Origin of the sequence: Helcococcus massiliensis (assembly GCF_900258485.1) — a bacterium.
GTDB classification, from domain to species: domain Bacteria; phylum Bacillota; class Clostridia; order Tissierellales; family Peptoniphilaceae; genus Helcococcus; species Helcococcus massiliensis.
Window position 1 is genome coordinate 35,823 of sequence record NZ_OGVE01000004.1, and the last position, 18,198, is coordinate 54,020.

The window sequence follows — 18,198 nt, forward strand, 5'->3', positions numbered from 1 at the left end:
AATTTTACCTATTTGCTTAACCTTTCTATATTTTACATACTCTTCTCAATTAGCTTATTAATTGTTTCAATTATGGCCATCTCATCTATTAAAAAAATAAGTATACGATTTTTTATCGTCCACTCCTATCTCATATTATCTATGACGAAATTTTTTATAAGGTTACTTTTAATTTATTTTATAATCATTTAACAATTCTCGCAAATAATAGGGTCTAAAATTTAGACAAAATAAAAATAGGAACTATGAAATTCCTATTTTTTTAATCTATATTCTATTCATCTAGCACTGATAAGAACTTATAACTGTTTTTCTTAACAATACTAATATATATTAGCTCAACCAAAGATAATAAAAATATGATTATTATTGCTATTTTTATTTGATATATCAAATTTACTTTAGCACTAGATGGTAGAATTCCAGAAAATAAAGATGCTACACCAAAAATACTATTTATAACAGCAATAAATATAGTAAGTCCAAAATACCAGTTTATTTGTTTATTTGTAGATTTTTGAAGCGTTGTTTTGTCGGCCCCTAAATAAGTCAAAACTTTATACCTTTTATGTGATTTGCTTTGCCACATTAAAAATTGAACTCCAATAATTGTATTAGCAACAACTAAAAGTATTATAGATAGATATATTGTTAGATAACTTATAGCTACTATGAAAAACAATTGTCTTCCAAAATCTTGCAAATATGTTCCATAACCAATAGATATTTTGTCTAACTTTTCATTAATATCTAATATACTTTGCATTAATCCTTTGTCCTCTACTAATTCATGATTTAATACAGCATTCACATAACTACTATAATTATTTTTTATATTTTTACTAAAATAATTATCATTTACGATTAATAATATAGAATAATTTTGTAAACTATCAGCAAACATATTTAAACTTTCTAATTCTCCCTTAAGTTCAAGATTATCTTCGCCAACTTTTACTTTTGGACTTTTTTTCAACATAGTATTTATGATTTCTTCACCAATAACAATTTCTTTATCCATATATAATAAAGCTTCATTGTCATTTAATGACAATATAGGTAAATTGGCTAGTTTTCTAACTTCATTATACTCAGAAATGGGCATAAAATAAGAGTAATCATACTGTCTAAATCTATTAATTAAATCCCCTTTAACATCCGTATATTCTAGTTTATTTAATTCACTAACTATATTTTCAAAAGTTACTCTACTATTGTTCTTAATTTCTCCAATTTTAATATCAATAATATTAGAAAAACTTGATTCTAATCCTAATTTCGAAAATTTATTTCTCATTAATTTGGAATCAAAATTTTCTTGATTCTCTGATTCATGATCATAAAATGTATAATCAAATATATGAATGTCATTATTCTTATTATTAGTTGAAATAGTAACTCCAGCACCAAAGAGAGATAATGCTACAAATATTAATAAAGAGGATATAGCCAAACTTGTTGAATTATTAATAACTAATTCTTGAATTTGTCTGAAGTTATAAACATGCAGTTTTCTTTTTTTACCTAATTTTACAATAAATTCAATAAACAATCTTAATCCATAAAAAATCATGATTGTACCAACAATTCCTAGTAAAATTGTAATACCCATATTATTAATTGACTCCCATGCTTGTCCACTTATTCCAAATAAATACGCTAAACCAAGAATAAATAAACCTAATATAAAGATAATTAAATAGATTATTTTTGGCAGCTTCTTTTTTGTGCCAGAAGCTTCATCTCTTAATAAATCTCCTATTTCCTTTGTTGATATTCTTGAACTTAAAAATATATTTGCGATTAATTTTACTGAGAAAAATCCTAGTATTGTAAGTAAAACCCCAGTTACTGATAATGAAAATTTGTGACTTATAATATTAATGCCTATTATTTTAATAGTAAAAATACTTGTAATCTCAGAAATTATAATGGCCGTAGGAAGACCTATTGCCAAAGCAATTATACTATTAAATAAATCTTCAAGTAATATCATTAAAAATAATTTACTTCTTCTCATTCCTAAAATTAAATATAATCCAAATTCTTTTCTTCTTCTTTCTAATTGCATTTTACTTGAAAAATAAACAACAAATAATAAAATAAATAATGTAGCAATATAGAATATTGGAATTATAGATAAAAGCTTATCTACAGCATCACTTTCTATGCTTTTTAGAAAAATCATTACATTTTGATTAGATAAAGACAGTATAATATAAAAAGATATAATAGAAACAATCATTGAACCAAAATATAATCCATTATTTATTCTGTCTTTTTTACTATTTCTAGAAGCTAGTTTAGAAATCATTTTTATTACCTCCAGTTAGTTTAGGCATCATATTCAAAATTCGTTGATAAAAATCTTCTTGAGTTTCTGATGAATTGTTCCTTTTTATTTCATGAGAAATTTTACCATCCTTTATAAATAATATCCTCTTACAAAAACTGGCAGCAATCGGATCATGAGTAACCATGAGTATAGTAGCATTTTCTTCTTCATTAATTTGTGCTAGCTTTCTAATTAACATATCTGCATTTTTAGAATCAAGTGCACCTGTAGGTTCATCAGCAAATACTATTTCCGGATCTAATATTAAAGCACGTGCAGCAGCAATCCTTTGTCTTTGTCCACCTGACATTTGACTCGGAAATTTATTTAGTATCTCTGAAATATCTAAGTAAGATGCTAATAATTTTAATCTTCTTTTAGCATCTAAATCACTTTTTTTATGTAAAGATATAGGTAATAAAATGTTCTCTTCTGCAGTTAAATTATCTAAAAGTTCAAAATTTTGAAACAAATAACCTATTTCTTTGCCTCTATATTCTGATAGTTCTGAAGATTTAAGTTTTGTTAGGTCTTTATTTTTAATTTCTATAACTCCTTCAGTAGGTTTAATTATTGTAGCTAAACAATTTAAAAGAGTAGTTTTTCCTGAACCACTGCTTCCCATAATCCCTAAAAATTCTCCTTTTTCAACTTCAAATGAAACTCCATCTAAAGCTTTAGTAAGATTTGTGTTCTTACCATAATATTTTTTTAAGTCTTTAACGTTTAAAATTCTTTCCATTAATTTACCCCTTATTTTTTATTAAATCATTACAATATAGTCTAAGAATATTGTAAAATACGCTTCAAATTTATATTGTATATACAAATTAAATTTATTATATATTAGCGTAAAATAAAAAATAAGGGGTTTTTTATAAGAATTTATTAAGAAAATTAACAAAAAGTTAAGACAAAATAAATTAATACTTAAATTCTTTATTCTTCATATTTAAATTACTAAAAGTTCTTGAAAGATTGGCTTCAGCATTATGAAATTCTTCTCTACTTCTTTTTTCTCTTAATTGTCTTTGAGCTTCTGCTTTAGCTATTTTAAAAGCATTAATATCAATCATTTCCGGATCTTCACATCTATACCGTTAAGTAATTTTCTATAAATTTCTAACTACATATAAATATTTAGTACATCAATTTAATATATTTAAACTATTGATTAACACATCATGCTACGATAATATTTTATTTAGTAGAAGTATATGCAAAAATACTAGTATTAATTTTGTTTGTATTATTATCGTTTACAATGATTAAATGTTCATGAAATAAATATCAACATCAGAAGATATGATATAATTTATTGAAGAAAAAGACAATGATAATGCAAATTGGAAAGATTTTGAGCATTTGAAGTGGCCAGTTATGTTATTGGAGAAAAATACTATTTATTATATGGGATAGCATATGAAAAAAACACTCCACAAGCTAAATTTATTCTATTCTAATCTTCAATAAAATAAATTGGTTTCTCTAAGACTTTACTTATAGTATATTCTGCATTTTCATTGTCATATATAGAAATATCTATATTGTTATAATCAAAATATTTCAACGGATTATATCCATGCAGTTCAAAAATATAATTGTAGTTTCTATCCTTCTTAAACCTTATTTTTGCAATATATCCTCCCTGCTTACTATCTCTATATATTTTCTTTTCTATTATCTCTTCTGCACTTATTCCTTCACTTGATATGTATTTGTCTACATTCTTTTCAAATAGAATTTTTGAAATAAATAAAATATATATAAGTATTAAAATAATTATTGCAATTATTGAGCCTGTTATCCATTTTCTCATAATTAATACTCCTTTTCTTCTTAATTTTTGATTGCACCTTCTAAATAAAGTTAGATACATCAACATTTTCAGCAAATACCATATTAATATTTGTGATAACAATAGCAAAAACTAATATGAATGTAATAATTTTTTTTATTCTTTTAATTATTTCCTCCAAAAATATTTATAACAAAATTTTATCAAAAAATATCTTGTTAATCAAGTAACAATTTTAATGTAAAAATTAATTGTTACTTTCTTTTATATTATTTGCTCCATTATTATCCTCTAGTTTTAAAAGCGCCCTTTTATGAACTTTAAAACAATACTGAATTGAATAATTCATATCCACAGCTATTTGTTCCCACGAATCAAAACAAAGATATCTTTTTTCTAAAACTGTTTGTTCTTCCTTATCATCAAGTTTATAAATTGAATTTGCTATTTCTCTTTTCAAATCCACCAACTTATCAATGTCTTTATTAATTTCTTCTTGAAGGTCTATTATTTTTACTATCGTATCTTCAAGTCTTGATATATTTCTATTAGGATTTTTAGGCATATCGGACAAAGTTGATGTAGCTTTAGTAGCTAATACATTTAAGTTTTCAACCTGTTCTAATTTACTATTAATTCTTTTATCTAAATAAAATGCTTGTTTTAAATACTCTTTTGCGTTCATTTCTTACCTCCAATATTTTTTGAGGTAAGTTCTCCATAGAACCTCTACTCATTTTAAGTTTGCTTTTACTGCATCTATAAGTGCAGCTTGGTTTTTTTCTTTGTTTTCTAAAGCTTTTATAACATCTTCATCAATTGTTCCTTTAGTAAGTATATGATGAATTACTACTGACTCTTTCTGACCTTGTCTATAAAGTCTTGCATTGGTTTGTTCATAAAGTTCTAATGACCAAGTTAAAGAAAACCAAATTAAAGTTGATCCTCCAGCTTGAAGATTAAGTCCATGTCCTGCTGATGCTGGATGTATTATAGCTATAGGAATTTTACCTTGATTCCAATCCTTAAAATCATTACTTGTCTTAAGTTCTCTTACATCAAATCTTTCTTTTATTCTTTTTATATCTGATTTATACCAATAAGCTATTAATACTGGTTTTCCATTTGCTCCTTCAATTAAATCTTCTAATGCATCAAGTTTTTTATCATGGATATGAATAATATTTTTGTCTTCATCATAAACAGATCCTGTTGCCATTTGAAGAAGTTTATTTGATAAAGCTGCAGCATTTACTGCATCTATGTCTTTGTCTTTTATACTAACAACTAAATCATTTTTTAAGGTATCATAGATACTTCTTTCTTTATCCGATAGATTTACAAATACTTCATTATTAATTTTTTCAGGCATATTTAGATAATCTTCAGCTTTCATAGATACTGTAATATCAGATATTTTTTTATAAATTAAATCTTCAGCAAATTTAAGTGGTTTATATGAATATATAATCATCCCATTTCTTTTGTCAGGTCTAAAATAGATTTCTCTATATTGACCAATAAATCTTCCAAGTCTCTCTCCCATATCAAGTAATCTAAACTCAGCCCATAAATCCATAAGACCATTTGAAGATGGAGTTCCTGTTAGACCTACTATTCTTTTTACCTTTGGCCTTACTTTCATTAAAGCCTTAAATCTTTTAGACTTATGAGACTTGAATGAAGATAATTCATCAATGACAATCATATCGAAATTAAAAGAATAACCACTTTTATTAACTAACCAGTCAATATTTTCTCTATTTATAAGATATATATCTGCTTTTTCATCTAAAGCTTTTATCCTTTCTTTTTCACTACCTATAACTACCGAGTATTTTAGAATATCAAGATGAGACCATTTTTCTATTTCTTCCTTCCAAGTATCTCTAGCTACTCTTAAAGGCGCTATAATTAATACTTTAGAAATTTCAAAAGAATCAAATAATAAATCTTTTATAGCTGATAAGCTTATAACCGTCTTACCAAGTCCCATATCAAGTAGTAGTGCAGACTCTTTCTTTTCTTTTATAAACTCTGTAGCGTAGGTTTGATATTTATGTGGAGTATATTTCAATTATCTACCTCCTATATTTTTTATTATTTCATCAATGTCTTTTTTATCATCAAGAACATAAACCTTAAATCCTAAGTCTTTAAATTGCTTTATTCTTTTCTTCTGGATTGGTCTTGGCTCTCCTTTAGGTTTTTTTGTTTCTACAAATCCAACCTTTCCTTTTGGAAGAAGTATTATTCTATCTGGAATTCCTGTCATTGAAGGAGATATAAATTTAAGACATAATCCTCCATGAAGTTTTACTTTATCCACTAAGGCTTTTTCTATTTTTCTTTCTAACACTTATATTTCAACCTTTCTAACAATTGTGTGAAGGTCTCGAAGGTCTATTCTATTACCTTTATATATATACTAAATTTATTTACTTACTATATAATAGTTATATATAAGACTTTCGAGACTTGCACAATGGCTAAATTTACACAAATTCACTTTTTAGTTTTAGCCCTTGAATCTTAATTCCATCTCGAAGTTTTACTCTATTAAATCCATGGGATGAAAGAGCAGAGTAAAAATCAGTTGTCGACCTTACATAATCTCCAATTCTTAAACAATAAGCTCTATATTCTTGATAGACTTCCCCAGATTTTTCTTCATATGATGAATCAATCTCACAGCATTCATTTAAGAAATGCTTGAACCAGTTATTTGACTCTTTATATTCATTGATAGCATCAGATACTTTTTTAGGAAGATTAAATTTAAAATCTTCATCTATGGCTTTTTTAGCTCCATCGATTAACCACTTGAGAACTGCTCCCCCAGCATTTTCTACTAAATAATCAGTGTAGTTTTTTATATCACTACTACCTTGAATTTTTGCCTCGAAAGGAATTACAATAAGTCTTCTCCAGGTTCCTTCATCCAAAGCACCAACCCTTGGTAGGTGGTTAGTATAAAGAACTAGGGTATGAGAAGGTATAAACTTAAAGGGATCTCGATATTTCTTTTCTGCTACAATTTCATCTGTAGAACAAAGCTGTTTTACATTTGAAGTATTAAGTCTTAACCCTTCTTGAAGCTCTGCTGCAATTAAAAGTCTTTTTCCTCTTGTTTCTGCAAGTTCTGGCTTTGCATTTCTTTTTGAATTAACTGTTAGTATATCTGCAGAGATTGACCCACTATATAAATCTAATACTCTTGATATAGTATTCCAAAATGTAGATTTTCCATTTCTTCCATCTCCATAAGCAATAATAAGAGCCTCTATATATACTTTTCCAATAAGAGATATACCTGCTACTTTTTGAACATAGTCTATCAACTCTTTATCTTTTACAAAAAAAGTATCTAAGGCATCAAGCCATAAATCTATATTTTTATCACTTGGATCAACTAGAGTTTCTTTTGTTATATAATCATCTGCATTATGCTCTCTTTTTTCTCCAGTTTTTAAATCAACTGTAAATGATGGTGTATTTAGTAAAAACTCATTTGTATCTAACTTCCTTTGGTCTATTTCAAGCATTGGTTTTGATTCTTTTAGTGTTGCATGAATAGCCCTTGTATCACCTCTTTTAACAGCATATTTTTTATATGCTTGAAGTTCTGTTAACTTGTAATATAGAATTTTTTGTTGTTGATTAAAAATCTCCATAGCTTTTTTCTCACTCATAGAAGATAAAATTTCTCTTATACCTGAGTTTTTAATTTCTTCTTCCATCTTCATAAATTCATTATCTATTTCTTCTATTTGCTTTAATACTAAATCTTGAGAATAACCCTGTGCTTTTAATTCTGACTCTTCCCAGTAGGAATCGTTGTAAACAAGAAATCCTGTCGATGGAGAAAAACGAATTTTATCCTTATATTCTCTAACAAAAACCTCTGCTTGACCTATATCTGAAAATTCAGAAGGTCTTAAATTTACATCTTCAGTATATTTTTCAGGTGGAACATATCCTTCACTAGAAGCTATTTTTTTATAAAATTTACAAGCTGATTTCCATAATTTTTCTAATTCATCATCTTCCAAAGGTGGTGAGCAAAAACTTGCTTTTTTATCAAATAATTTTCTTGCTTCATCTGTATTTCCATAACGAATTAAAACCTTACCTGCAAAATGATTCATTGTAGGATTTCTAGATCCTTCTTTTATTAAATCTTTTGAATTATCAAAATCTTCAAAGTCATCATTTAAGATATCAGTTATATATTTATTTCCTCTAACTATTTCAACTACAGGGTTTTTAACACCAAAGAAAAATCTTGCTCCATCTAAGGCATTACCATCAAAAAAAGTATAATTAGTTGAAAGTCTTTCTTTTAATCCTACATACTCTTTAAGATTAGTAACTTTTTTAATTGGAAAGTATATGTGCATTCTAGGTCTTGCAGATTTGTTATTCTTCTCTTTTTTATGGTTTCTACTATATACAATAAAAAATTTTACTCCATCAAATATTTTCTTTAAGTCTTTAGTAGAAATCCAGTCTGATGGATTTTCTGAATGGTCATTATCTATATCCATAGGGATACAATCAGATTCTATGAAATTATCATTTGACCTATAATTGTTTTTATATCTAGCCATTACATGGTCATAGCTTGCTGCTTTTTCAAATGACCTAATATCTATTACATCTATCTCTTCTTGATAGATACAATTTGACTCTACTCCTATTAAATTTGAGGCATATATTTTCATTAATCCACCTCCTTTATATGTTTAATTATCATGTTTCTTTTCACAGCAATATTTATCTCATCACTCATTCCAGGACTTATATAATTTCCAAACACCCACACTTCCCTACATTTACCAAGAAGAACATAATTAAAACGCATAGCAAGTTTTCTCTCAGTTTTATCACTCATAAATTGAGGAAATAAAAGATGTGGAGCTATTGGAATATTTCCTTTATCTAATGCATATCTAGAATACTTTCTTGCTTTATCTATATTGTTTTTTATATCTCCTGAAAAGGGACTACAGATATATACTAAGGGATAGTATTTATCTCTTTCTATGTTTTTTATTGCCTCATATGGTGTTGGATCTTTACATCCACTATTGTTATATAATTCTTTATTCATTAACCTACCTCCACTAATCTTTTTTATAAAACTCACATTCAAATCCATCTGCATCAAGTATTAAACCTTTAGCCCAACTAGGTATTATGGACATAATTTTATTAACTTCTTCAATACTTGATGAATCTGTTTCTATTACAACTTCATCATGAATATGCATAACGATATTAAATCCTCTTTTTTCTAACCTCATCATAGCCTCAGCTAAAATATCTCTTGCTATAGCTTGGATAATATTTTCCACAAACTTACCACCATAGGATTCTTGTCTTTCCCACTTATTTCCAACAACTATTCCTTCATAAACTATTGACTCTCCACCAAATCTATTCATACCTATTCTTGCCTTTGGATAAGAAAGCCTTCTTTTTGAAGGAAGTTCAATAAATAAAATCCCTTTTTCATAGCTAATAACTAGATTTTTATATTTTTCTTTACCTTTTGTCTTAACTACTCTTTTTACAATTGAGTCAATATCCCACCATAAATTAACTATGTTAGGATTTGCCTCTCTCCAAGAATTAACTATTGATTGAAGTTCATCTTCAGATAACCCCATCTCAATTCCTCCCATCGCCTTAAGTGCTCCTAATGCACCTTGATAACCACAGGCTAAAGTAGCAATCTTTCCTTTTTGTCTTAAATGAGAATTTTCTCCATGTTTTTCAACATTTACTCCAAACATTCTCGATGCTGTTTTACAATAAATATCCTCACCATTTTTAAAGGCATCTAAAACCCATTGTTCTCCTGCAAGCCATGCAAGAACACGTGCTTCAATTGCTGAAAAGTCTGATACTATAAATCTTGATCCTTTCTTTGGGATAAAAGCTGTTCTAATTAGTTGAGATAAAACATCAGATGATGAGTCATATAACATTTCTAAGGTTTTAAATTCTTTATTTCTTACTAGATTTCTTGCAAGTTCTAAATCATTTAGATTATTTCTCCTAAGATTTTGAACTTGAATTAATCTTCCTGAATATCTACCAGTCCTATTTGCTCCATAAAATTGTATAAGGCCTCTTGCACGGTTATCTTTTCCTTTTACATTTTTCATAGCATCATATTTTCTTACAGAAGATTTAGATAATTCTAATCTTAGTTCTAGGACTTCTTTAATATCACCTTTAGCATTTTTTAGAGCTTTTTTTACATCTTTTTTAGATAGGGAATCTATCTCTAAACCTTTTTTATTTAGCCATTCTTTTAATTGTAAAGGAGAGTTTGGATTTTCAAGACCAGTTAATTTTATTGCCCTATTCATATTCTCTTTCCTTAAAATTTCATCAAATATAATCGATGAATCAACTAAAATATCATCTATTAAAATCCCTCTATCATTGATATTTTGATCTAACCAATAGTTACTCCATTCTGATTTAGGAAGAGGAAAAGCTGACAGTTTCTTTTTTATTTCCATTTCTGTTTCCACATCTCTTATGTTATATTCCTTGAAAGTCCTCCACTTTTCTAGATCATGATGTGGTAGATTTCTTGTCCTCATACCATTAGTGTTAGTTGGTTTACAAGGAATAGAAAAATATCTAATAAGAGATTTACCTTCATTCATTTTTCGTTTATCAAGTTTTAAAACTTCTCCATTCTTTTCAAGTGATAAAGGAAGTCCTAAGTATGCAGACCAAATCATGGTGCAATACCAACCTTTAGGTTCAAGTTTTTTATTTAGATATCTTGATAGACAGACTCTTTCAAAATTTGCATTAAATGCCCATTTTTCTATATTTTCATCACTAAGAGCTGATAGTATTTCTTTAGGAATTATCTCTCCTTTTTTTAAGTCTATAACCTGAACTTTTTTATCATCTATGGAGTATGCAAAGAGGAGGATTTCAAAATCCTCACTCTCTGCGTATTTATATGCTCCAGATTTTCCTAAATCTACTGAAGAATATGTTTCAATGTCTATGCTTATTTTTTTCATTTTCCATTAACTCTAAGGATGGTTTTTATCTCTCTTAATTCAGATAATATTCCTTCTTGTGCTCTTTTTAGTTCTATTAAAGTTTTCTTACTCAATTCTTTTTCTTCAAGTTTTGCTCTTCTTATACTAAATAAAGTATCTACAAAACTACTAGCTCCCATCATCACCATAATTACTAAAATTACAGTTATTACACCTTGTAAAACAATGTTCATTTACTACCTCCTATGATAAAAAGTCATCTTCTTCATCTAGAGAATCAAAGTCATCTGATGCATTTGTTCTTCCACCTAGTGGATCTCCATCTCTTAGCTTTTGTACATTTCCAAGCCCAACAGCAACTCCTTTATTACCATTTGTGTTAAAGGCATAAAAGTTAAGTGAAACCCTAGCATAAATTCCTGAATATATTTCAGATGTTTCTACTATTGGTTGAACCCTTCTATCTACTATTTGAGGCTGGGTGATAGAATTAGCATTTAAGAAATATGAATTTTTGTATGCTTCATCATCTCTTTCTTCATCTCCATCTCTTAAAGGTAACTTAATAGTTTTAGGATTTGGCTTTTTGCCTCCAAATTTACCGATACCTTCTTCAATTGCTGCATCTATTGCCTTTTGTATTGCTTCAAGTGTCTTTTTATCTGATTTTGGTATTATTACTGATGCTGAATATTTTTCTTTTCCACCAGCTAAACTAGCTTTTGGTTCCCATAAATTTACATAGCTAAGTCTTACTTCTCCAGTTACTACCTTTGTTTTTCTTACAGTTGTCATATTATTTCTCCTCCTTAAATTCATCTTGTACAGTTTCTATATTTAATTCTTTTCTTTTATCTGAGTCTTTTACTAAGGTTGGCTTTCCTTTTGGCTTTATAAGTAAGTCACCTAGTTCTTTCTCAAATTTTGTCTTTCCTACTAATTTAGTCATGGCTGTAATTCCTAAAATTTTCTTTTCATATGGATCAAGCCCCATTTCTTTAACTTTATTAATTACACTTTCTTCATTTATATATCTTCTGCTACTTCTTCCTTCAACAAGCTTAAAGCCTTGCCACTTCTTACCTTTTAGGGCTAAATCTAGTGCATAAGACTTTATATCAGAAATAAAAGATTCCATCTCATCAACTCTTTTTAGAATTTTTTCTATTTCATAGTCTTCAAGCTCATCCGGATTTTTAAATTCATCTTTTGCTATTTCTAAACAATACTCAGCTCTTTTTCTACAAGTATTTTTTGCTTTACAAAATCTACACCAATTTCCAACCTTAAATTCTCCCTCGCCCTTATATGCTAAATTTGCCATTGGCATAACTATTTCTTTGGCCCATTTATATAAATCATCTACACTTATTTCAAAGCTTGAGATGTTTTCTCGTCTAGGCTGAAAAATTGTAAGCTTTACAGTTTCGATATCATAAATTCCATCAAACAGATTTAATGCTCCAAGTCCATAAAGCATTAGTTGAGTATTGTTGTTTGCATCAACTAAAACTCCCATCCCGTATTTCATATCAATAACATGTACTGTTTTTTCTGATACTATAATGCAGTCAGCAGTTCCAAATGAATCTTTAGCAAAACTAGATAAATCAAGTCTTTGTTCTACTAATACTATTGGATCATCTACTTTTGAGATTTCCTCCATTACAAAATTTGCATAATCTGTTGTGTAGCCTTCCATTTCTTCATTGTAAAAATCTAAATCAGAAATATTTAAGTCTGCTTTTCTACCAAGTCTTTTATTTATTTTGTTTTCACCTAACCTATGAGCACATGATCCTTCAATAGCATAAATACTTGTTTCTTCTTTATATTTTTGATTAAGTCTTACACTTGGCGGACAATTTATCCATCTTGAACTTGATGATGCTGATAATATTGCATGATCGCTCATTTAATCTCTCCTACATCTTTAAGTAGAGATTTATAATTTGAAGGGTCAATTTCAGATAATTTTTTTGCTCCATACTTTGAAAGCAATTCTCTAATTTCTTTTGTATGACCAAGTCTTGATTTATCTGCTAATATTTTTCTTACCTCTTCAATACTAATTTTCTTTTCTTCTTTTTTATCTACACTTTCATCTTCAATACTTATAAGAAAATTACCAATGCTTGTTGCAAGACTTTCTGCTTCTTCTTTGATTTCTTTTAGCATCTTTATTCTTGACATTTTTTACTCCTTCCATGCTTTCTTTTAATACATCTTTTGCTAGTTTTTTTGTTACTACTGATATTGCAAATAAGGTTGCTGCCATTTCATCTATCTTTTCTTTTGGCATTAGATTTCCTCCTTTCACTATCCCTAGGACATCTAGGTTATATTTGAGTAAGTTTTCTCACCTCTCACTATCCCTAGGACATCTAAGTCTTTTTTGAGTAATCTAAATCCAATTTTTTAATTTTTCTTGTATTTGAGGAAGTAATTTTTTTATCCTGTTACTTACTGTCTTTTGAGAAATACCTAGTTTTTTTGCTATTTCTCTTTGACTAAATTCATTTATTAAATGAAGTTTCATAATCTTCATATCTTTTTCCGTAAAGGTTTTTAATACTTCATACAATTGTTCAAGTAAAATTAAGTATGAAGTTTCTAAGAATACATCTTCTAAATCCTCTGGTTCAAAGCTAGAATTTTCTAAAGCTTGATCTAGTGAAAGATGTAGACCTTTAACCTCTTCAATAAATCCTTCTTTTAATGACCTTGATTTTGTATATAATTCATTGGTATTATTAAAATCTTTGTAGAGTCTTTGAACTCTTTTTTCTTCCCTCCAAATAGGTCTCATATATTCCTTGTAAACCTCTTCAGTAACTTCAACTTCTAAACCATCAATATCTAAAAATCTTTTTTTGTCCATTTTTTGCATCCTTTCTGTAATTTGCTAATTACAAAGGGCGCAGGACAAAAATAGGATTGATGTTTGATAGCACCAATCCTTAATTACTAGCCTAAAATTAGGTATAAGAAAGAAGAGGTACTTCATTTAAGATAGAAAGTGTTTACTTTCCATTCCTATATGTTGTATCTCAGCGCCCTTATACGTAATCAGGCATAAGATTTATTTGTAATAAAAAAAAGCCAGAGTTATTTCATAAACTTTTGTCTATAAAATAACTCCGGCTATTTGGTAACTCTTTTGGCTCTCTTGCTCGGTAGTTTTACTTTAACTTTTCTACTTTTTTAGCTGCTTTTATCTGACCTTCAAAATCAGATAACTTAATTCTTTTTACAACTTGATTCACTTTATATTCAATATGCTCCTCACCATTATCACCGCATACATAATCAAGTATTCTTGGTTTGTTCTTCCTACTATTAACTCTTATTGGTATTCTTCTCATATCTACATTCCCCTTAAAAAATTGATATTAGCGAGGCTTTAAGTGGGTTAATTTTTGCTAACGACCTCACACCTAGTCGTTTATTTGATAAATTCATTATACGAAAAAGAACATTTGTTCGTCAAGCCGTATATTAAATTTAAAAGACAGATTCTCCTATACTATTTGGAATATCTGTCTTTGTATTTTTTACATTTTTTTAACTAATTAAATCTTTATAATCTTTAAAATTTTCTACTAATATATCTCTATATTTTTTTAATCTATTACTTACTGTTTTTTGAGATAATTTAACTATTTTAGCGATTTCTCTTTGAGAAAGACCTTCTTCATAAGATAGTCTAATTATTTTCATATCAACATCATTGACATCTCCTAAAAATTTTAGATACTCATTAAAAAATTCTTTAAGACATATATCTTTTTCTAAATTAAAATTATCCCTTATTGCTATTTTATTTCCATCTTCATCTTCTACATCAATTGATACTGGCATCTTTTTTGAAGAAATTATATCTTCTTGACTACGTCTATATCTTCTTTTATCTTCTCTCCACTCTAATTGCATATATGCCTTGTATACCTCTTCAGTAGTTTCTACTAAAATGCATTTTACAAACCTACTACCATGTTTTAATATTTTAACTTCCTTTGAATCTATTCCAAAATCTCTTATTATTTCATCTGTTACTTCTAATTCAACAACTTTGGCTTTATTTTTCATTGATTATCCTTTCCGCCTTGGCTACTGCCATTTGGCGAGGACAATCAAACTTAAAAGCGCACGACTAATAAGCGAGAATTAATAATAAGTGTCAAATTACCCTTAAAGTGATACTTATTATTTTTATCCTCGCCAAACGTCGCGCGCCGTAAGGCTAAAATATTTTATGTTATTTTTTGCAATGCTTATGCTCTTTTACAGTTTGTTATATTTCATCATCTATTCCTGAATTTTCAATTTACTTTTTATACTTTGATCATAAATTATTACTCCTTTCATATTTATTACATAAGCTATTACATGTATATTCTCCCATTTTTTTATATGTAATATAACTCCAGCATTTTGCTTATTATATTTTTTATTAATAATGTGATACTTTATATTTTTATGTGATATAATTTCATATATAATTAGAAAAATTTAAATAATTACTTATAAGGTGATATCGATGGAAAGAGAATTTTTAACACAATTTACTTTTGAAAATAATAGTTGTGCATGTGATATTGAAAGTGTCATTGATGACATGAGTGGAAATTTAATAAAAAGAATTGCTCTTAAGGAAACAAAAGATCAAACTATAAAAATGGGATATATTTATGGTTCAGGGTTAAAAGTTTTAGGAGATAGAAAAAAGAGAGAAAAAAATAATGTACTTGGAGAGTTTTTAGGCATAAAAAAAGACGACATTGAATCTTACAAGTCGTACTTTGAAAAATATGGCTTTTTATTTAATACAAATCCTGATAGGTATACATCTATAAATACATCTGATTTATATTACTTACAAGAAAGTCTTTTAGCATTTGTTCAACTGATGAACAACCAATATGATATAGATTTTAAGAATTCCATCAATACACAAGAACTTTTAGATGCTTGTATATTTCTTTTATTTAGAGAACCTAAAACAATTAAAATAAATGATAGTATTGTTTTTGAAACAAAACAAAATTACATAATGAATATTGTTAATAATTCTATAAATCATAACGATGGTATAGAAGGGTTAAAGTACGAAGACAGAAATGGGCAAAAAATAGGATACTTTGAAATCTACGATTCTGTTTTTGAAACTACGATTAAGATTGATCAAGAAAAGTATTTAAAAATTCTACAACATGAAAGACTCCCAAATTGGTGTAAAAAACTATTAAGAGTATATAAGAATAAAAATCAGCTCGTAAAAAATCATAAATGGCATAAAGTTTCTGATTTCCTTTATCATTTAGTATTTGATTTATCTCCATTTGATATGTATAACATAACCCTCGATGGGATATTCAATGATGAATTATATAAGGATTTAAAACAAAATAAACAAATCTTTGATGCACTGATTTATACATCAAAATTATTATTAAGTGAAGAGTTTCAAAATAATCTAAAATCCGTACATCCCGTATATAATGTTTTAGATATGAAACCTGATTGGAAACTTCCATCATTGTTTAGTGCTATGTATTTCTCTTTGTTTTATCTTGACTCTTCTCAAGTAGGGTTAAGAAAATGTGCAAATCCAACATGTAATCAATATTTTGAAGTATCTAAAACCAACTCTAAAAAAAAATATTGTGATTCATTTACATGTGGCAACATAGTAAATCAAAGGCGATATCAACGAAAAAAAAGGGAGCAGCAAAAGTAATTTACTTAAGCTGCTCTTTTTTAATATTTTCTTCTAAACTTTCTTTAATTGCATTAGATAGTTTAACTATTTCATTGTTATTCGGCTTTATTAAATTTTTTATTAAAAACTTAATATCTACTAAAATTCCCTGTACTCTTTGATAATTTTCATTTGATGGTTTCCAACTTGATACGGCTTCACCTACTGAATAATAATGACCCTCTTCTTGGTTATATGGTTGTCTTTCAGAGTCATATGGCATTAAAAATGCATTATATACGCCTTCTCCATCTCTTACTTTCTCATTTATAACATGTTCTCCATATGTGATTTGTTTATTAACAGAACTTGAATTAGGTAAATCTCGCGGATTTTGTGTAATACCATATTTATAATATTTAGCATCTAATATGTAGATATCGTCAGATTCTTTCATTACTGTATCTGGTTCAAGTGCTGTATTATCACTCTCAGAACCAAATTTTAGCCTCCATTTTGTTTTTGGAAAATAATCTTCTTTCCTTACATTGCCATAAGTTTCTTGGATTAGTTTCTCCCAAATATACTCAAATCTATTAGTACCAAAATAAAATTGGTCAGGATCATTGGCATTATTCTCAAAATTTAGTATATCTGCCATAGCGGAAAATAATTGTTTATCTTTATCTCTATTTGTTCTTAATAAGGCACTTTCTATATAATTTTGATATACATTTATTTCCCTTCTTCTATTAGGCTTTGGAGGTAAAGATAATTTATAAATCCAACCTAGCCTTAAATAACTCTGATACACACAATACTTATTAATTTCTGTTATTAAGTCCTTGTCCGTTTCATTATGATGCTTTACCCTATATTTGGTGTAGACTACGCCATTTGTTTGGGCTATCGGTGTTTCCATTTTTATTGTTCTTGACCAACTTATTGGTCCAGCTATACCTTGTTTATATTGTTCTTCTGTAATTTGATAATATCCATTATTCAAAAAGTCTGCTAAAACTGTAAAATATGCTTGAACAGGAAATCTCACTGTCTTTAGAACCTGTTCTGGCATTATTTTTGAAATTCTAGATTGTTGATCATTATAAACTTGTAAAACAGAAATTAGGCTGATAATATCATCTCTAACTATTTCTTCATTTTTAGAAATTTCAAATCCTATCGGAAAATGTATCGATAATGAATGATTTCCATCAACATATTCAGATTTAATACCTACAAAAGTATCGCCCTCTCTATTACTAGCATTTCTACAATATTCAGTTAATGGAGTATCTGGATTAACATTAATAAAATCTTCCAT

Annotated in this window: 20 protein-coding genes; 1 reads left to right on the top strand and 19 read right to left on the bottom strand. The window is 27.8% G+C overall.

What is annotated here, in order from left to right; genetic code table 11:
• Nucleotides 1-274 precede the first annotated feature (274 nt).
• From C4Q29_RS04945 to C4Q29_RS05020, 18 genes are all read right to left on the bottom strand, one after another.
• A complete protein-coding gene (locus C4Q29_RS04945) occupies nt 275-2,314 on the bottom strand; it encodes an FtsX-like permease family protein (RefSeq protein ID WP_103981707.1) in 2,040 nt (679 codons plus the stop codon).
• Nucleotides 2,304-3,077 carry an ABC transporter ATP-binding protein gene (locus C4Q29_RS04950; RefSeq protein WP_103981708.1) on the bottom strand — a complete coding sequence of 258 codons (774 nt, stop codon included), beginning with the start codon at nt 3,075-3,077 and terminating at the stop codon, nt 2,304-2,306. The genes C4Q29_RS04945 and C4Q29_RS04950 overlap by 11 nt, the downstream gene beginning before the upstream one ends.
• Nucleotides 3,078-3,258: 181 nt before the next feature.
• Nucleotides 3,259-3,411, bottom strand: a complete 153-nt coding sequence (locus C4Q29_RS06345; protein WP_159459218.1) for an ATP synthase subunit epsilon domain-containing protein — start codon at nt 3,409-3,411, stop codon at nt 3,259-3,261.
• A 383-nt stretch (nt 3,412-3,794) separates the two neighbouring features.
• Nucleotides 3,795-4,154 carry a DUF3139 domain-containing protein gene (locus C4Q29_RS04955; RefSeq protein WP_159459219.1) on the bottom strand — a complete coding sequence of 120 codons (360 nt, stop codon included), beginning with the start codon at nt 4,152-4,154 and terminating at the stop codon, nt 3,795-3,797.
• A gap of 226 nt (nt 4,155-4,380) precedes the next feature.
• Nucleotides 4,381-4,818, bottom strand: a complete 438-nt coding sequence (locus tag C4Q29_RS04960; protein ID WP_103981710.1) for a DUF1492 domain-containing protein — start codon at nt 4,816-4,818, stop codon at nt 4,381-4,383.
• A gap of 48 nt (nt 4,819-4,866) precedes the next feature.
• Nucleotides 4,867-6,210, bottom strand: a complete 1,344-nt coding sequence (locus C4Q29_RS04965; RefSeq protein WP_103981711.1) for a DEAD/DEAH box helicase — start codon at nt 6,208-6,210, stop codon at nt 4,867-4,869.
• A complete protein-coding gene (locus C4Q29_RS04970; RefSeq protein ID WP_103981712.1) occupies nt 6,211-6,492 on the bottom strand; it encodes a VRR-NUC domain-containing protein in 282 nt (93 codons plus the stop codon). It abuts the gene before it with no gap.
• Between the two features lie 136 nt (nt 6,493-6,628).
• Nucleotides 6,629-8,857 carry a phage/plasmid primase, P4 family gene (locus tag C4Q29_RS04975; protein ID WP_103981713.1) on the bottom strand — a complete coding sequence of 743 codons (2,229 nt, stop codon included), beginning with the start codon at nt 8,855-8,857 and terminating at the stop codon, nt 6,629-6,631.
• On the bottom strand, nt 8,857-9,246 hold the full coding sequence (locus tag C4Q29_RS04980; protein WP_103981714.1) for a DUF7768 domain-containing protein: 390 nt from the start codon (nt 9,244-9,246) through the stop codon (nt 8,857-8,859). The genes C4Q29_RS04975 and C4Q29_RS04980 overlap by 1 nt, the downstream gene beginning before the upstream one ends.
• A 13-nt stretch (nt 9,247-9,259) precedes the next feature.
• Nucleotides 9,260-11,191, bottom strand: coding sequence for a DNA polymerase (locus C4Q29_RS04985; RefSeq protein ID WP_103981715.1), 1,932 nt, complete (start codon nt 11,189-11,191; stop codon nt 9,260-9,262).
• Nucleotides 11,188-11,406, bottom strand: a complete 219-nt coding sequence (locus C4Q29_RS04990; RefSeq protein ID WP_103981716.1) for a hypothetical protein — start codon at nt 11,404-11,406, stop codon at nt 11,188-11,190. Before C4Q29_RS04990 ends, C4Q29_RS04985 begins: the two co-directional genes overlap by 4 nt.
• Nucleotides 11,407-11,416: 10 nt before the next feature.
• Nucleotides 11,417-11,968 carry a DUF2815 family protein gene (locus C4Q29_RS04995; protein ID WP_200813127.1) on the bottom strand — a complete coding sequence of 184 codons (552 nt, stop codon included), beginning with the start codon at nt 11,966-11,968 and terminating at the stop codon, nt 11,417-11,419.
• Nucleotide 11,969: 1 nt separating this feature from the next.
• Nucleotides 11,970-13,088, bottom strand: a complete 1,119-nt coding sequence (locus C4Q29_RS05000) for a DUF2800 domain-containing protein (protein ID WP_103981718.1) — start codon at nt 13,086-13,088, stop codon at nt 11,970-11,972.
• Nucleotides 13,085-13,366, bottom strand: a complete 282-nt coding sequence (locus tag C4Q29_RS05005; protein WP_103981719.1) for a hypothetical protein — start codon at nt 13,364-13,366, stop codon at nt 13,085-13,087. Before C4Q29_RS05005 ends, C4Q29_RS05000 begins: the two co-directional genes overlap by 4 nt.
• Nucleotides 13,299-13,475 carry a hypothetical protein gene (locus tag C4Q29_RS06350; RefSeq protein WP_159459220.1) on the bottom strand — a complete coding sequence of 59 codons (177 nt, stop codon included), beginning with the start codon at nt 13,473-13,475 and terminating at the stop codon, nt 13,299-13,301. Before C4Q29_RS06350 ends, C4Q29_RS05005 begins: the two co-directional genes overlap by 68 nt.
• Before the next feature lie 102 nt (nt 13,476-13,577).
• The gene (locus tag C4Q29_RS05010; RefSeq protein WP_159459221.1) at nt 13,578-14,054 is read right to left on the bottom strand and encodes a sigma-70 family RNA polymerase sigma factor; all 477 of its coding nucleotides are present in this window, start codon (nt 14,052-14,054) and stop codon (nt 13,578-13,580) included.
• Between the two features lie 301 nt (nt 14,055-14,355).
• Entirely contained in the window at nt 14,356-14,538 is a 183-nt protein-coding gene (locus C4Q29_RS05015; RefSeq protein WP_103981721.1) for a hypothetical protein, read from the bottom strand.
• Between the two features lie 199 nt (nt 14,539-14,737).
• Nucleotides 14,738-15,262, bottom strand: a complete 525-nt coding sequence (locus C4Q29_RS05020; RefSeq protein ID WP_103981722.1) for a sigma-70 family RNA polymerase sigma factor — start codon at nt 15,260-15,262, stop codon at nt 14,738-14,740.
• A 451-nt stretch (nt 15,263-15,713) separates the two neighbouring features.
• Here C4Q29_RS05020 and C4Q29_RS05025 point away from each other — a divergent pair, with 451 nt between their 5' ends.
• The gene (locus C4Q29_RS05025; protein WP_103981723.1) at nt 15,714-16,913 is read left to right on the top strand and encodes a CGNR zinc finger domain-containing protein; all 1,200 of its coding nucleotides are present in this window, start codon (nt 15,714-15,716) and stop codon (nt 16,911-16,913) included.
• 1 nt (nt 16,914) lies between these two features.
• Here C4Q29_RS05025 and C4Q29_RS05030 read toward each other — a convergent pair whose 3' ends face one another.
• Nucleotides 16,915-18,198, bottom strand: a complete 1,284-nt coding sequence (locus C4Q29_RS05030) for an LlaJI family restriction endonuclease (protein WP_103981724.1) — start codon at nt 18,196-18,198, stop codon at nt 16,915-16,917.

Coding starts and splice junctions, on each gene's coding strand:
- C4Q29_RS04945 (WP_103981707.1), bottom strand. CDS start 2,314: ATGATTTCTAAACTAGCTTCTAGAAATAGTAAAAAAGACAGAATAAAT.
- C4Q29_RS04950 (WP_103981708.1), bottom strand. CDS start 3,077: ATGGAAAGAATTTTAAACGTTAAAGACTTAAAAAAATATTATGGTAAG.
- C4Q29_RS06345 (WP_159459218.1), bottom strand. CDS start 3,411: ATGATTGATATTAATGCTTTTAAAATAGCTAAAGCAGAAGCTCAAAGA.
- C4Q29_RS04955 (WP_159459219.1), bottom strand. CDS start 4,154: ATGAGAAAATGGATAACAGGCTCAATAATTGCAATAATTATTTTAATA.
- C4Q29_RS04960 (WP_103981710.1), bottom strand. CDS start 4,818: ATGAACGCAAAAGAGTATTTAAAACAAGCATTTTATTTAGATAAAAGA.
- C4Q29_RS04975 (WP_103981713.1), bottom strand. CDS start 8,857: ATGAAAATATATGCCTCAAATTTAATAGGAGTAGAGTCAAATTGTATC.
- C4Q29_RS04980 (WP_103981714.1), bottom strand. CDS start 9,246: ATGAATAAAGAATTATATAACAATAGTGGATGTAAAGATCCAACACCA.
- C4Q29_RS04985 (WP_103981715.1), bottom strand. CDS start 11,191: ATGAAAAAAATAAGCATAGACATTGAAACATATTCTTCAGTAGATTTA.
- C4Q29_RS04990 (WP_103981716.1), bottom strand. CDS start 11,406: ATGAACATTGTTTTACAAGGTGTAATAACTGTAATTTTAGTAATTATG.
- C4Q29_RS04995 (WP_200813127.1), bottom strand. CDS start 11,968: ATGACAACTGTAAGAAAAACAAAGGTAGTAACTGGAGAAGTAAGACTT.
- C4Q29_RS05000 (WP_103981718.1), bottom strand. CDS start 13,088: ATGAGCGATCATGCAATATTATCAGCATCATCAAGTTCAAGATGGATA.
- C4Q29_RS05005 (WP_103981719.1), bottom strand. CDS start 13,366: ATGTCAAGAATAAAGATGCTAAAAGAAATCAAAGAAGAAGCAGAAAGT.
- C4Q29_RS06350 (WP_159459220.1), bottom strand. CDS start 13,475: ATGCCAAAAGAAAAGATAGATGAAATGGCAGCAACCTTATTTGCAATA.
- C4Q29_RS05010 (WP_159459221.1), bottom strand. CDS start 14,054: ATGGACAAAAAAAGATTTTTAGATATTGATGGTTTAGAAGTTGAAGTT.
- C4Q29_RS05015 (WP_103981721.1), bottom strand. CDS start 14,538: ATGAGAAGAATACCAATAAGAGTTAATAGTAGGAAGAACAAACCAAGA.
- C4Q29_RS05020 (WP_103981722.1), bottom strand. CDS start 15,262: ATGAAAAATAAAGCCAAAGTTGTTGAATTAGAAGTAACAGATGAAATA.
- C4Q29_RS05025 (WP_103981723.1), top strand. CDS start 15,714: ATGGAAAGAGAATTTTTAACACAATTTACTTTTGAAAATAATAGTTGT.
- C4Q29_RS05030 (WP_103981724.1), bottom strand. CDS start 18,198: ATGGAAGATTTTATTAATGTTAATCCAGATACTCCATTAACTGAATAT.